Annotated in this window: 12 protein-coding genes and 1 riboswitch; of the genes, 7 read left to right on the top strand and 5 right to left on the bottom strand. The window is 39.9% G+C overall.

Annotated elements, in window-relative coordinates:
• Positions 1 to 293: 293 nt before the first annotated feature.
• The 3 genes from QFZ73_RS06545 to QFZ73_RS06535 all read right to left on the bottom strand — a co-directional run bounded on the left by QFZ73_RS06545 (position 294) and on the right by QFZ73_RS06535 (position 4,056).
• The gene (locus QFZ73_RS06545) at positions 294 to 1,475 is read right to left on the bottom strand and encodes a CynX/NimT family MFS transporter (protein ID WP_307272642.1); all 1,182 of its coding nucleotides are present in this window, start codon (positions 1,473 to 1,475) and stop codon (positions 294 to 296) included.
• Between the two features lie 56 nt (positions 1,476 to 1,531).
• Positions 1,532 to 2,209: a FadR/GntR family transcriptional regulator gene (locus tag QFZ73_RS06540; protein ID WP_307264392.1), complete on the bottom strand. Its 678-nt coding sequence runs from the start codon at positions 2,207 to 2,209 to the stop codon at positions 1,532 to 1,534.
• A gap of 515 nt (positions 2,210 to 2,724) precedes the next feature.
• Positions 2,725 to 4,056, bottom strand: a complete 1,332-nt coding sequence (locus QFZ73_RS06535) for an amino acid permease (RefSeq protein WP_307272638.1) — start codon at positions 4,054 to 4,056, stop codon at positions 2,725 to 2,727.
• A 453-nt stretch (positions 4,057 to 4,509) separates the two neighbouring features.
• Here QFZ73_RS06535 and QFZ73_RS06530 point away from each other — a divergent pair, with 453 nt between their 5' ends.
• Positions 4,510 to 4,617 carry a YjcZ family sporulation protein gene (locus tag QFZ73_RS06530; protein WP_373458995.1) on the top strand — a complete coding sequence of 36 codons (108 nt, stop codon included), beginning with the start codon at positions 4,510 to 4,512 and terminating at the stop codon, positions 4,615 to 4,617.
• Positions 4,618 to 4,963: 346 nt separating this feature from the next.
• Here the strand turns inward: QFZ73_RS06530 and QFZ73_RS06525 are convergent, their stop codons facing one another.
• Positions 4,964 to 6,358, bottom strand: a complete 1,395-nt coding sequence (locus tag QFZ73_RS06525; protein WP_307264390.1) for a cytochrome P450 — start codon at positions 6,356 to 6,358, stop codon at positions 4,964 to 4,966.
• 607 nt (positions 6,359 to 6,965) lie between these two features.
• Positions 6,966 to 7,826 (bottom strand): UTP--glucose-1-phosphate uridylyltransferase GalU, encoded by an 861-nt coding sequence (gene galU, locus QFZ73_RS06520; RefSeq protein WP_251438232.1) that lies wholly within the window; start codon positions 7,824 to 7,826, stop codon positions 6,966 to 6,968.
• Positions 7,827 to 8,003: 177 nt separating this feature from the next.
• Between galU and QFZ73_RS06515 the strand changes: the two genes are divergently transcribed.
• The 6 genes from QFZ73_RS06515 (at position 8,004) to QFZ73_RS06490 (ending at position 15,177) form a co-directional block, all read left to right on the top strand.
• Entirely contained in the window at positions 8,004 to 9,668 is a 1,665-nt protein-coding gene (locus QFZ73_RS06515; RefSeq protein ID WP_307272635.1) for a DUF6044 family protein, read from the top strand.
• Positions 9,669 to 9,683: 15 nt separating this feature from the next.
• Positions 9,684 to 10,706, top strand: coding sequence for a glycosyltransferase family 2 protein (locus tag QFZ73_RS06510; RefSeq protein WP_307264384.1), 1,023 nt, complete (start codon positions 9,684 to 9,686; stop codon positions 10,704 to 10,706).
• Positions 10,666 to 11,121, top strand: a complete 456-nt coding sequence (locus QFZ73_RS06505) for a GtrA family protein (protein WP_251438234.1) — start codon at positions 10,666 to 10,668, stop codon at positions 11,119 to 11,121. Before QFZ73_RS06510 ends, QFZ73_RS06505 begins: the two co-directional genes overlap by 41 nt.
• 349 nt (positions 11,122 to 11,470) lie before the next feature.
• Positions 11,471 to 11,614, top strand: a riboswitch (cyclic di-AMP (ydaO/yuaA leader).
• Positions 11,615 to 11,753: 139 nt separating this feature from the next.
• Positions 11,754 to 13,580: an APC family permease gene (locus QFZ73_RS06500; RefSeq protein WP_307264379.1), complete on the top strand. Its 1,827-nt coding sequence runs from the start codon at positions 11,754 to 11,756 to the stop codon at positions 13,578 to 13,580.
• A gap of 930 nt (positions 13,581 to 14,510) precedes the next feature.
• Positions 14,511 to 14,747 (top strand): copper amine oxidase, encoded by a 237-nt coding sequence (locus QFZ73_RS06495; RefSeq protein WP_251438236.1) that lies wholly within the window; start codon positions 14,511 to 14,513, stop codon positions 14,745 to 14,747.
• A 49-nt stretch (positions 14,748 to 14,796) separates the two neighbouring features.
• The gene (locus QFZ73_RS06490; RefSeq protein ID WP_307264374.1) at positions 14,797 to 15,177 is read left to right on the top strand and encodes a hypothetical protein; all 381 of its coding nucleotides are present in this window, start codon (positions 14,797 to 14,799) and stop codon (positions 15,175 to 15,177) included.
• Positions 15,178 to 15,335 lie beyond the last annotated feature (158 nt).

Below are 15,335 nucleotides of genomic sequence, written 5' to 3'. Positions count from 1 at the left end.
CAAAATAATTGTAGGTTAAAAAGGCGTGCGATTCACATTGTACGTCTTTTTTCAAATCTTCTTTTTTTGCAGTGTCATGGTAACGGATAAGATACATAAATTCGAATTACTTATGAAAAGGACGTTACTCAACAGAAGCTACGGCCTTTTCATCCGCTATATGATCATTCGTTTGAAGTTTATATGTAAAAGTTCACAATATTTATAAGTTGAACAGAATCAAAAGAAAGACAAAAAACAACCATACCCTTATATGGAAGTATGGTTGTTTTAACAAAATTTCATGAATGATTTCATTGAGTGGTTACATACTCATTTTTTCCTGCACGCATTCCAACAATGAAAATAAGTGCCGATATTACGGCCAACATCAATAAGGGAACTGTCCAGCTGTGTGTAACGTCATGAAGCAATCCGAATAATACAGGTCCAATGGCAGCTAAGAGGTAACCGAATGATTGAGCCATTCCTGATAATTCCGTCGCCTCATGGGTGCTTTGTGTTCGAAGACTAAAGAACATCATGGATAAACTGAATATGGTTCCGACCCCAATTCCGATCAATACCATGCATACTAGGATGAACAGAGTGCTTCCATATAATATGCCGAATATCCCTGTAATTAGGAAGACGACAGGCGGGACCACTAACAGACGCTGACTTTGTAAGCGTCCAGCTAAAATGGGCACAAGGAATGTTATGGGAATGACGGCAAGCTGCATGATGGATAACATCCAGCCAGCCTCATCAGCATTCAGGCCCTTTTGCTCGAGGATTTCCGGCATCCAGGTAATGACTGTATAGAAAATAAACGATTGCAATCCCATGAAGAAAGTGATTTGCCAAGCTAAACCAGAACGCCATAAGTTAATCTTTTTATCCTTTTGAGCCGTTGGTACATCCTTACCTGACCTGAATGGCCGTCTTAATTGAGGCATCCATAAGAAAACTGTAATAAGTGATAAAATTCCCCAACATCCAAGGGCACCAGCCCATCCCAATCCGGATGAAGCAAGGGGAATGCTGATTCCGGAACCTATTGCGCCACATAAATTCATGGAAACAGCATAGGTTCCTGTCATTAAACCGATATTCCTGGCAAAGTTATGCTTAATCAGACTGGGTAACAATACATTGCCGATTGCGATGGCTAACCCGATTAAAATGGTCCCTATGAACAATGTGGGCACTCCGCCAACTGAGCGTATCCCAATCCCGATCGTTAATAATATCAGGGAAATTAAAAGGGTAAGCTCCATTCCGAAACGCCGTGCTATCCTAGGTGCAAATGGTGATAATAAAGCGAAAGAAAGCAAAGGCAATGTCGTTAATGAACCTGATAATGTATTGGATATCCCCAAGTTATCACGGATTGTAGTGACAAGGGGGCCAACCGATGTTAAGGGAGCCCTCAGATTTGCTCCAAGAAGGATGATCCCGATGATGAGTAGTCCAACTCTGGGTTTAATATCCATTTTTGTTTGTTCTAGTTGATTTGCCGCTTGATGAATGCCCATAATCTCCTCCTTACTTACTCTAAAGATTTTTTGAATTGTGCAATGTACTCATTGACTGCTTCGGTTGCCCGGTTCACATCTTGTTCGATGATGGCATCTACAAGGCTGCAATGAATGTTCAAATGAAAGTTCGCATCAGTACTCAACTCAACTATCTGATGGATGGATTCATGCAGGGAGTGTTCCATATGTTCGTACAAATCAATCAATAAATCATTATGTGATGAACCCATAATCGATTTATGTAACTGTATATCCGCTTCTTCGAAAGCCTTGATATCCTTTGCTTCGGCAGCTCTGCTGCATGCTGTTATATGAAACCGCAATCGTTCTATATCTTCCTGATTACGTCTTAATGCCGCTAACTGAGCTCCCTCTCTTTCAAGGGCATGACGGACCTCTAACGTTTCTAATAAACTTGACTGCTGGATCCTTCTTTCAAATGCAGCCCCCAATGCACTTGATGCCCTTACGAATGTCCCCTTTCCTTGTTTCGTTACTAAAAGCCCTGCATAAACAAGTGATCGTACAGCTTCTCTTAATGTATTTCTGCTTACATCGAACTGTTGGATCAAATCCATTTCAGGGGGGATTTGATTTCCAATTTTCCATTCACCTGATTCGATTAACGATTCGATTTGGGAAACCACTTGCTCTACAAGTGATAATCGATTTGTTTTAGATATGGTCAATATATACACCTCTAAATTTGTAGGATGATTGGTTCATTGGTTATTTTAACATATGTATGTTGAAAATATAAATAAGAATGTTGAAGCACCCGGAAATTTGTAAAACAAAATTTCTTAGAAAGAAAAAAGAGTTCCAGTTGATTTCAGAAATCCGCTTCCTTTCGGCCGACTGTCTGCCAAGCCTCCTCGCCGCAAGCGTCTCCGGGGTCTCGGCTAGCCAGTTATTCGGCAGGAGTATGGCAAATTTCTTCAATCCAGGGATATAAAAAAGTAAAAAAATATAGGTAATGATTCCCTCAAGAAATCATGAAAGGGGTTCGCGTCCAGGCCAGGGGAAGACCCCACAGGCGCAAAGAGCGAGAGGGGGGACCGTCCGCGGAAAGCGAGTCCCTGGAGTTCAAATCAACGCTCAAATTGTGCTAGTACTAAAAAAACTGTAGGCAAACTCGACTTTCATCGAGTTTGTCTACAGTCAGAAATCCCTGGTATTAAAATTCAGGGGGGGTATAATATTTCTATTTTTTTTGTTTGACAATGAAAGAGAGAAGGATAAATACTACTAACGTGACAAGACATACTGTGGTCCCAATGATGTTTTGCTTATTAAAGATAAATGCCAAAAAGATAATGCTTAAAGCAGTGATGGCTAATATAGTTGTATATGGGTACCATTTTACCCGGAAACCTGGTTTACTTGTGTATTGATTACGCAGCTTCAATTGCGCGGAACAAATACTGATCCATAATAATAAAACTGTGAATCCGGGAATGGCCATAAGGTAGCTTAAAATCAGGTCGGGAGTCAAATAGGATAAAAACACACCAGCCAATATACATAATGTAGTTAAAAATATACCATTAAGCGGGATACCCTTTTTGGTTGTTTTTAAAAATGCCTGAGGCGCTTCCCCGTTCTGGGAAAGAGTGAACAATGTCCTTGAGGTAGCATATATACCTGAATTTGCAGCTGATAATACAGCGGTTAAAAGAATGAAATTCATAATATCGGCTGCTCCGGGAAGACCTGATAAGCTGAAAACCTGAATGAAAGGACTTACTTCAGTGCTTACTTGGTTCCAAGGTATTACCCCACAAATAATAAGTATTGGCAAGACATAGAAAAGAATCACCCGCCATACTGTTCCTTTAATGATTTTTGGTATGACTCGCTGGCTATCTTTTGTTTCCGTGACCGCTACACCAATTAATTCTGCACCCCCATATGAAAACATTACCACTAAAAGTGCACTTAACATTCCGTCAATTCCTTGGGGGAAAAAGCCCCCATGTGCCGTGTAATTAGAAAATGAAGCCGAACTAGGAAGAAGTCCCAGCATGATCAAAGCACCTAAAATAATAAAGGCAATCAAGGTTATTATTTTAATTCCTGCGAACCAAAACTCGAGTTCTCCATAGTATTTTACTTGAAACAAATTTATTCCTATAATTAATGAGGCGCAAAGGATACTTAACAGCCATAATGGTACTGATGGAAACCAATATTGTAGAAAGCTACCGGCGGCGACTATTTCCACAATGATCACGATAATCCAGTTAAACCAATAGAGCCATCCGACAATGAAGGATAGTTGAAACCCAAAAGCTTTATTAATGAGACGTTGTACGTTCAAATTAGGAAAAGCGGTTGCCATCTCTCCTAATGCCGCCATTACGATAAATAACAATAGCCCCCCTATTAAATAGGCTATCACAACACTTGGACCTGCCATATTTAATGTATCGGAGCTCCCCTTAAAAATCCCTGTTCCTATCATTCCGGCTAAAGCAATGAACTGGACATGCCTCGGCAATAAGCCCTTTTTTAAATCTTGATGAGTCTTCTCCATTTTATTCATGCCTTTCTTTCATTATTTTAATAAAATACTCTATCAGAAAAACTAAGGGTTCTTCTGTTATTGAACGCTTTCACGCGCTAAAGTAATTATATTAATATATCATGATTCGGAAAAATGTCAATTTAGGCAGGTGAACTGGAAATGATTCCTTTAACAGTAAAGGATCAATTCTCCTTATTATGTAAAAATATTTCTAATTTTATGAAATGGAAAGCAAACTGATAGTTGACTTATATGGATGGAATCGAATTTTAATTTAACAAAATGGCACAAGGCAATTCTGCATCATTTGAGTTAAATACATATTGAAAAAGGGAAGAGAGTAAATGTCTAATTTCGTTATTACTTACATTTTGTTTGGTATGTGATGTAATCAGTTCAAGTCCTTCCTTAAAAACGAATAAGGAGATGTTCATATTTGTCAGGGTGTGATGGCGGCTTTGGATTGGCGGAGGTTTCGCCTTTATAGTCGTTTTGTTTCTCCTTTTAGTGGTTCCTGGAGCCAGCATTTGTGGCGGCGGAGGCACCCAGGGTTATGGAACAAACTGCTGAATAACAAAAAACCGACCATTCCCAAGGTCGGTTTTTTTTAAATATACGGTTTGAAGCGGGAAAGGCTAACGAAACTATCCGTTCTCATATATAAAGGGGAGAGGGGGCGGCTGTAGGTTTTCGGTTTCTTGTATCGGTTCAATTTCGCTTAGAAATTTCAAATAACCGGTATATACCTGCGAGGCCATCCCTAAATAGTGCAATTCAGTGTGGATGATTCCCTTCCGTGGTGAATGGAGCATGTACATTTTTTCATCCCTCCCTTCTAAAAGAATAGACCAGTCTGTTATAGGAGTTAATCGAACCAATATGAATGTTATGTTTATATGAGATCATTCTTATTACTTCAAAAATTGGATGCCCCATGTTCGAAGGCTTCTGCATCTCTTTCTTCTATTATTATGCGCAGTCCATTCTTGGGTCTGAGTGTAAGGGATGGAAGAGGGGTTACTTCATGGTGGTCAGGTGCAAGCTTTATCTTATATCGTTGGGCAATGCAGGCCAGGACAAACACCGCTTCCATCATGGCAAAATGATTGCCAATACAAACCCGCGGCCCTCCGCCAAATGGAAAGTAAGCGAACGCAGGCAGGCTTTTCATAAAGTTATTTTCAAATCGCTCAGGAATAAATGATTCCGGTTGATCAAAATACTCTGGATTATGCTGCATCACGTAAGAACTTATTAGAATCATATCGCCTTTTTTAAAGCGATATCCTCCTATTACGACATCCTCCGTCACATCACGGGATAAGATATACAGTGGCGGGTACACGCGAAGTGTTTCATGAATGATATTTTGAGTGTATGGTAATTTCATGAAATCTTCAGGCTTGGGTTTCCGGTGACCGATTGTGCTATTCACTTCACTGAAAAGCTTGGCTTGAATTTCTGGATGCTTCGAAATTGCATACAGTGCCCAGGAAAGAGCATTTGCTGTCGTTTCATGACCGGCAAGAAAAATAGTCATTAATTCATCACGGACCTGATGGTTTGTCATCCCTAATCCGTCGTCGGCATCACGGGCGTCCATCAGGATCCCAAGCATGTCTTCATGTTTTACTGTGTCGTTCTTCCGTTTTTCAATAATGCCGTAAATCACTTTATCAAGTCTTTGTATCGCCCTTTTAAATTCACGGTTGATTTTAGTCGGTACCCATAATGGCATACGGAAAATCTTTCTCATCCTTTTGACTGTTATTCTTAAAGCTGTTTCCAGCGGTTTCCCAACGATTTCATACCCATCCTTGAATTCCATGCTGAACATGGTCTTGCTGATAATCCCGAGAGTGATGTTCATCATATCCTTCGTTATAATCCGTTCATCATCATGTTGCCAAGTTGATATATAATCCATTGTGGTATCAATCATATCCTTGGCGTATTGGCTAATATGAGTCTTTTTGAAAGAGGGTTGGATAAGCCTTCTTTGTCGCATATGAAAGTCTTTTTCGCTTGTAAGTAGACCTTCACCGATAAGCGGTTTTAAAACATTGAAGTCCTTGGATTTGACGAAGGACTTTTGTTTTGTTACTAGAATTTGTTTTATTAAATCAGGATTTAAAACGTGATAAACATTTTGGAATGGTCCTAAACGGAATTTAGCGACTTCCCCATATTCCTTTGCCAATCGGGTCAGAAAGCCAATGGGATCTGTTTGAAACTCCTTTGTATGTCCGGTAATCAGCCTTCCTTTTGGAACCTTTGGAGAAGTGCGGAAGACATCATCAGCGTGGCTCAATGTAGTTATTCCCCTTTCTTAAAATAATTACATGTAATCATTCTATGAGGATATGCTAAATCGGTTTGGACAAGTTGTTAAAGAAAGGGCGGATAATTCTATGGAAGAAATAAAGTTACATAAGTTAGCAAAAAAAAACTCTGGATAATAGAGCCAGAGTCTTTCATGAAAGCTTTAGATTAATGTTATGGGATTCAAGTTCTTTCTTCACCGTCCCCATGTAGGAAACGATCATTTTTTTCATTTATGGGCCGGCCAAATTGTGCATTGATTTCCTTAACCACTTGATCTAAAAATTCATCGGATATTATTGGATTATTAGTTTTTTTGTGCATGTGTTTCTATACAATCCTTTCTGGATATCGTTGTTTGGATCAAAAATGAAGGATACGTTATCAACATATCCTCACTTATAATAAATTATTCTTTTTCTGTCCAACTTTTTCACTTGCTTTTACATTTCACGGTAGCGTTAATAATAAACAGTTATATTTTGCTTAGAGATTAGGGTACGGGGATATGTTAGCGATACAACCAAAAGGGTTAATTCGATGTGGAAATGGCCCAATCACCTCTAGGTAATTGGGCGTGGGTCATATTGATTTCATTAAGGGAACAGCTGTCTTAAATATGTTATTAGCTGATCACGAAGTTCAGGTCGTTTCATGGCGAAATCTATTGAAGCTTGGAGGAAGCCGAATTTATCGCCGACGTCATATCGATTTCCTTCGATGATATATGAATATAATGGTTCCCTTTCTAACAAAAGGTCTAGAGCCTCGGTAAGCTGGATCTCCCCCTTCCGATCGGGCTGTACGGTTTCAAGGATTTCAAAAATCGCAGGTGATAAAATATATCGGCCAATAATCGCCTGTGTTGATGGTGCATCCTCCACTTTTGGCTTTTCCACTAAGTTCCTTACCAGAAATAAATCCTCATATCGTTCTTGGAAATTTACGATCCCATACTTGGAGACATCGGCAGGTGACACTTCCTTACATCCGATAATGCTCGCTCGAACCTTGTTGTACCGTTCCATTAACTGCTTCAAAGCTGGAACCTGGCTATCCACGATATCATCCCCTAACAGGACGGCAAAAGGTTCGTCTCCGATAAAAGTTTTGGCACATAAAACTGCATGCCCCAGACCTAAAGGTTCCTTTTGTCTTACATAGTGGATATCCACCATGTTGGAAATGTTCTCCACGATCTTAAGCAGATCATTTTGACCTTTCATTTGCAGAAGCATTTCAAGTTCAATGGATTTATCGAAATGATCTTCGATGGCACGTTTGTTTTTACCCGTAACGATGATAATATCTGTAATTCCTGATTGTACCGCTTCCTCGATAATATATTGAATGGTCGGCTTATCGACAATCGGCAGCATTTCCTTTGGTTGGGCTTTAGTAGCAGGTAAAAATCGTGTTCCTAAACCGGCTGCTGGAATCACCGCTTTCTTTATCATAGCCCAGCCCCTTTTTAAAGTTCTTTTATATGCTTTTTGTTCTACCCTTCATTTTATGTGGTCATTGGTTGACCTATATCAATAAAGGGGAAAATAAATCCTTGAAAAAGAATAGATTTACCTCCATAGCAAATATTATGGATATATGAATTTGGTCAAGAGGTGTATATTTTGCCAATTGAAAATCAAGAAAGAAAACAAATCCTTTTTGCCTTTCTCGTCATTGTTTTATATCTTTCTCCTTTATTCATCCTTGGAGAAAATGCGCATATTCGCGTACATGATAATTTGGATTCCAACCTTGCCTGGTATAAAGTCCTTTCAGAAAGCGGTGAGTTATTCGGCGCAATAGACGCCAAAATTCCCCAGATTATGAATGGGCTGCCCCGAAATGCTTTTGGCAGTGAGTTCAGTATTATCGTGTGGCTTTATGCTCTTTTTCCGACAATGGTTGCATATGCAATAAGCCAGGCATTAACAAGGTTTATTGCATTCTTTGGTATGTATATCCTATTGAAGAAACATTTGGTTGCAGGGAGTCGATCAGGTTGGATTAGGGTTGGAACATCCTTAGCCTTTGCCCTTACCCCATTTTGGCCATCGGGAATGCTCAGTACACTTGGGATGCCATTAGCACTTTGGGCTTTTTTGAATATTCGCAGCAAGGACCATTCTTGGAAGAATTATTTGGTCCTTACCCTTTTACCGCTTTATTCAAGCATCGTGCTTGGCTTTTTCTTTTTCCTTGTTGCAATGGGCTTTCTTTGGCTAACGGATGTGATCAGGAGAAAAGGGTGGAATATAACGTTTCTTCTTTCGATCGTGTATATGACCGCCATTTTTGGTTTGGTGGAGTATCGTCTGGTCGCTTCATTCATTTTTGATTCGGAGCCAAACAGCAGATATGAATATTTCCACGCCAGGCTGCCGCTCGAATGGGTCATTAAGCTTACTTTCAAAAATTTCGTTCTTGGACATACGCATGTCATGACTGTACATGCGCTTATCATCCTGCCGATTACAGTCTTTGCCCTTTATATTATTCTGACCAAAAAACTTTGGAGACAGGAAAAGGTTTATGTTTTTTTATTCGGCTTGAATTTTATGCTCTCAGCGTGGTACGCATTTTGGTTTTATAAAGGCTGGCTTCCTTTAACGGAAAGGATTCACACCCTGGATACCTTTAATTTTGCCAGATTTCACTTTTTAAGGCCGATGGTAATTTACTTGGGGTTTGCCCTCGCGATAAAAATCATTTGGGAACACAGCGATTATGCTAAGAAAACCCTTTCTATTTTCATCGCCGTTCAAATTATGATTTTAATAGGTTTCAATGAAGAAATCACTCACAATAAAAAACCGTCTTTTAAACAGTTCTATTCAGAAAGCCTTTTTCAGGAAATAAAAGATCATATTGACCTTCCACCGGAAGAATATCGTGTTGCTAGCATTGGGCTGCACCCAGCAATTGCACAATTTAATGGATTTTACACGCTGGATAGCTATAACAATTTCTATCCGCTTACCTACAAACATCACTTTCGTCAAATAATTGAAAACGAATTGGCTAAGAATAAAAACATCAGAATCTACTTTGATGAATGGGGAGGACGTTGTTACCTATTTACCGATGAGCTTGGGAAGCATTATATGTTCAAGAAAAGCTCGAAGAAAGAGCTGGACAATTTGGACCTTAATATGGATGCGTTTAAAGGATTAGGTGGTAAGTATATATTTTCTGCCATACCAATCAACAACGCGAAGGAAAACGGATTGGTACTAGATAGGATTTTTGAAAAAAAAGGAAGCGTATGGAAAATTCATTTATACAGAGTCATGTGAAAAGGGGGGAATAGAGTGAATTCACCGATACTAACGATTGTTGTACCTTGTTATAACGAAGAAAGCGTATTGCAGGATACCATTTCCCAGCTTTGTGGATTAATGAGGGGGTTAGTCGAAGAAAACATTGTTTCTGGTCAAAGTAAAATCCTATTGGTTGATGATGGAAGCAAAGATCAAACATGGAAGATCATTTATAAGGAAACGATTAATAATGAATTTGTCCGCGGGCTAAAGCTTTCCCGGAATGCAGGACATCAAAATGCACTCCTGGCAGGATTGTTTACAGCCAAGGAAGCCTCGGATTGTGTGATATCCATTGATGCAGATTTACAGGATGATATTCAAGTCATCCCTGAATTCATTCGGAAATTCAATGAAGGATGTGAAATTGTATATGGTGTCCGCCAAAAAAGGGACCTTGATACATTTTTTAAACGAACATCTGCAACTGTTTTTTATAAATTGATGAACAAGATGGGGGTTAACCTTGTCTATAATCATGCCGATTTCCGGCTAATGAGTAAAAGGGCGATAGCGGAGTTGGAACGATTTGATGAAACGAATCTTTTTTTACGGGGGATCGTACCGCTCATTGGGTTTAAGACGGACTCTGTTTATTATGACCGAAAAGAAAGATTGGCTGGGGAAACGAAGTATCCATTTAAGAAGATGGTTGCGTTTGCGCTTGATGGCGTTACTTCCTTTTCAGTTACACCGATCCGGCTTGTATTATGGCTAGGATGTCTTTCCTTTTTCATTAGCTTAATCTTTGGGTCTTACTTTTTATGGTTAAAGTTTTATGGTCAGACCGAAACGGGTTGGACCTCATTAATCACCTCCATATGGTTGATCGGTGGACTACAGTTGATCGCTGTCGGCTTGATCGGGGAATATATCGGTAAAATCTATAATGAATCCAAACGCCGGCCTAAATATATTGTTGATTTGGATTTATTTAATCCGCTCGATTTAAAAAAACGGGAGCAACTAGACAATGAACGGAACAGTATTGAAAAACTATCTAAAACACACTAACTCCTTTATCCGCTTTTTATTGGTTGGAATAGTCAATACAGCTGTTGGACTTTCCATCATGCTTTTTCTCATGAATGTCCTTGAGTTATCTTACTGGATCTCCACCTTTTTCGGCAATGGTACTGGAGCTGTAACGAGTTTTCTTTTGAACAGGACTTTTACCTTTAAAAGCAATATAGAATGGCGGAGAGGAGTTGCCCGTTTCTTTTGCGTCATCCTGATTTGTTATTCCGCAGCTTATTCTTTAGGCCAAGCTATAGCAGAATCAATGGAAGGATCCGTTCATTTATCCATCCAACAAAATGTGGCTGTGCTGATAGGAGCAATTTTTTACACAGTTCTTAACTATATTGGCCAGAAATACTTTGTCTTTAAAAAAAGCAATTTGAGACCAATTCAAGAAGGAAGGAACTAATTAGGGTGGATCAGTGGAATAATGCCCTCGATTGGATGGGAAATAAAAGTTGATTCGGAAAGCGAAATTGACTATCCAAGCTGGGGCAGATCTGTTTAATTTCGTCTTTCGCGTTCTCCATGTGGGGATCATTTTATCATTTTGGGACCACCTTTTGTTCAGTGACCCCCTGATCATTTTCTTTTTGACGTTTTTACTTACCTCCTTTCCTCCCTTCGAATCATGTGTTTGCATGACTTATGTTCTATACGTCAAGAACAAAACTTCACCTCCAAAGATTATTCTATTAATGTGCAAAATTTTCATTTACTTTTCCATTTCACGGGAGTATGATAATCAACAGTTTCATATTTCTAAATCGCTTAAACCTTATGGTGCGGGGGACCCGTTATAGGGATTGCTACTACAATCCAAGGGGTGAATCCTTTCAAGGTAGGGCTACTCTTAGGTCCGAATCCGACAGCTAACCTCGTAAGCGTTATAGGAGAAGGAAGGTGGAGCTTGTTAGACAAAAAAATTAATGTCTACAGGTCTATTTAGCCATGACTTGTAGGCATTTTTCTATTTCGTCTTGTTTTTTGCTACAGCTGGGTAACATAAACTTATAAATTAAATATGGTGGTGAATTCTTGATGTTATCTTCTATAAAGAGGTTCTTGATTGGGAGACCTTTAAAATCAAATGCACTTGGTGAACAAAAGCTTAACAAAACAAAGGCTTTGGCGATATTATCTTCTGATGCTTTGTCTTCGGTTGCTTATGGACCGGAGCAAATATTGATCGTCCTGATCACGGTCGGTGCTGCGGCATTCTGGTATTCCATCCCTATCGCGATTGGGGTATTGATCCTGTTAACTGCTTTGATTTTGTCCTATAGACAAATCATTTTCGCTTATCCACATGGCGGGGGGGCATATGTGGTTTCAAAAAATAATTTAGGTGTCAATCCAGGGTTGATAGCTGGAGGATCCTTGTTGGTCGATTATATATTAACTGTCGCTGTAAGTGTTTCTGCAGGTACGGATGCCATCACGTCCGCTTTTCCCGGTCTGCATTCATATAATGTCATCATAGCCATCATTTTCGTCATTCTACTTACAATCCTGAACCTTCGGGGGGTTACGGAGTCGGCCTCTGTTTTGGCCTATCCGGTGTACTTATTCGTTTTAGCATTGTTTATCTTGATTGGTGTTGGCATTTACAAGATTTTGACGGGCGGGGTTTCACCGGAATTGCACACGTCCATCGGGACTCCGGTAGCGGGCATCAGTTTATTTATACTGCTAAGAGCATTCGCATCAGGAAGCTCCGCATTGACAGGAGTCGAAGCGATTTCCAATGCAATCCCGAACTTTAAAGATCCAGCCCCGAATAATGCTGCAAAAACTTTAATAGCGATGGGTTCCTTACTAGCTGTATTATTTTCGGGAATCGTATACTTAGCCTATTATTTAAGCATTGTTCCAAGCGCGGAGGTAACGGTCGTCTCCCAGATTGCTGAAGAGATCTTTGGACGGAATTTCATGTATTTCTTCATTCAAGGTACGACTGCATTGATCTTGATACTGGCGGCCAATACTGGCTATTCGGCTTTCCCTCTGCTTGCGGTAAATCTTGCGAAGGATAAATTCATACCAAGGGCGTTTACGATAAGAGGGGACCGATTAGGGTATTCCAATGGAATTATCATACTGGGACTTGCATCCATCATCTTAATAGTCGCGTTTGAAGGACATACAGAAAATCTCATTCCGCTTTATGCGGTAGGGGTATTCATTCCATTTACGTTGTCCCAGACCGGGATGATTGTTAAATGGATTCGCGAAAAGCCAAAAGGCTGGATGATGAAACTAACCATTAATTCAATTGGTGCCATGATTAGCTTTATCGTCACGATGATATTCTTTTTAACCAAATTTACTCAGGTATGGTCTGTTTTGATTTTTTTACCCATCATCATTTTAATTTTTCATCGAATTAGAAAGCATTATGAAGCAGTTGGTGACCAACTAAGGATTACAACATGTGAGCCGATCTTACCAATTGAAGGAAATATCATCATTGTACCTGTGGCGGGTATAACCCATGTGGTTGAGAACTCTTTAAATTATGCAAAATCTCTATCGGCAAATCAGGTTATTGCCGTTTATGTTGCTTTTGAAAGAGAAGATGAAAAGAAATTCGGAGAAAAATGGAAAAAGTGGCAGCCGGATGTCAGACTAGTTACACTGAATTCTTATTACAGAAGTATCATTCAGCCACTAACTAAATTTGTGGATACAGTTGAACATAAGGCCAGGGAATCCAATTATAAAGTTACGGTGATCATCCCCCAATTCATTCCAAAGAAGGGCTGGCACAATATACTTCATAACCAATCAAGTTTACTGATTCGCGCCTACTTACTTTATAGAAGAAATGTGGTTATTACGACAGTGCCATATCATTTGAAGAAGTAAGTTCCATTTCTAAGAAAGGAAGCAAACCTTCATCAGGTTTGCTGAGACTGTAGACAAATTCGAAGAAATCGAGTTTGCCTACAGTTTTTTTATGGCTTGTACAATTTGAACGATTATTTCCGCTCCAGGCACTCGCTTTCCGCTGGCGGTCCGCCCTCGGCTTGCGCCTGCGGGGCCTCCCTTGACGCACTTCCCCCGCAGGGAGTCTCGTACACCCTTTCCAATCAACTTTGTTATAGCATTTAGTTAGAAACCATACCTGAGGAGTTGAAGGTGTTGCTTTGGGAACATCATTTGATGAAAGAGATGTTTTCCGAACCCCTTTTGTCTACAAACTGAAGAAGCAAACTTTCACATGGTTTGCCTACAGTTTTTTTATGGCTTGTACATTTGGGCGTTGATTTCCGCTCCAGGCACTCGCTTTCCGCTGGCGGTCCGCCCTCGGCTTGCGCCTGTGGGGTCTCCCTTGGACGCGCTTTTCCCGCAGGAGTCTCGCACCTTCCTCTCCATTCAACTTTGGGATAACATTTAGTTAGAAACCATACCTGAGGAGTTGAAGTTGAAGGTGTTGGTTTGGGTCAGTTGGTTCAGGAACATCATTTGATGAAAGATACGTTTCCCAACCCCCCCTTTAGTCTACAAACTGAAGAAGCAAACCTTCATATGGTTTACTTTTTTTATAGGGCTCTGTTCGTATATATTTATAAACTCATAAATAAAAAGACAGTCACTACAGTTGTCTTTTCTCCAACTAATGCCCCCGATAGTTGAAGAGGAACATTAATTAAAATCTCATTAAATTCACAGTACCGATTATTGCTAATGAAGTCCATACAAGAAAAAGGATCGCAGTAAGATAATGGGATGCTTCCTCTTTTATGGTTTTAATTAATGATATTATAAAAAAAACTATATGCAGGGGGAGAAGGGTTGGAAGAGTGGGTTAAAGCCGAGCGTTCCATTGAAAATGAAGATGTGGTGGTCTGGTATAACATGGGACACCATCATATAACCCGACCTGAAGATTGGCCAGTCATGCCGACCGCTTATATTAGCTTCATTTTAAAACCAACGGGCTTTTTCAATCGGAATCCAGCTCTTGATGTGCCTCCATCAAAACCAAAGAATTCAGCTTGCCAAATGGGTGGTCATTCTTCCTGTCATTAAAAATCAGACGTTTCACTAACTAATGCTAGTAAAGGGGGAAACGAATCGAATGCTGCTGCTGACCAGTTTTATGATAGTCGTGGCATATACATTTTACTTTTCTAAAAAAGCCCATCAGAAAAAAGATCATATTGGTGTTAGCCTGGGTAAATGCATGGTCATGATGTTAAGCATGACGACAAGTTTAACCTTAAGTTTAATGCTGTCATTCCTGTTGCCCGGCAAGCTGGTGGTTTTAACCGTTCTAGCCATCGCAATATGTGCAGTGGCAGGCTTCATCATCGGAAGGCCATTCGGGTTAATATCGGTTATGGAATCTCAATCAACAACTCTGATGGGGGCAATGATGGGAGCCATGCTGCCTCTTGATTCACAAACTTTCATGCTCGTTTCGATGGACCTGATTACCTTGCCAGTATATTCTTTGTGACTTTTTAAATAAAAAGAGAGGATATAAAAGAAACAAAAAGTGGGAGGGGATTTGCTCCTTTCATTCTGACCCTCTTGTTCTCCATTATCATTATTGGGACAACGGCTGTTTGGGAAAGTGATTATTTCAAGGTCGGTGATGATTCGGAAATGGACATG

The sequence above is a fragment of the Peribacillus sp. V2I11 genome, from assembly GCF_030817135.1.
In the GTDB taxonomy this organism is placed as follows: domain Bacteria; phylum Bacillota; class Bacilli; order Bacillales; family DSM-1321; genus Peribacillus; species Peribacillus simplex.
This window is presented reverse-complemented; position numbering and strand designations above follow the sequence as displayed.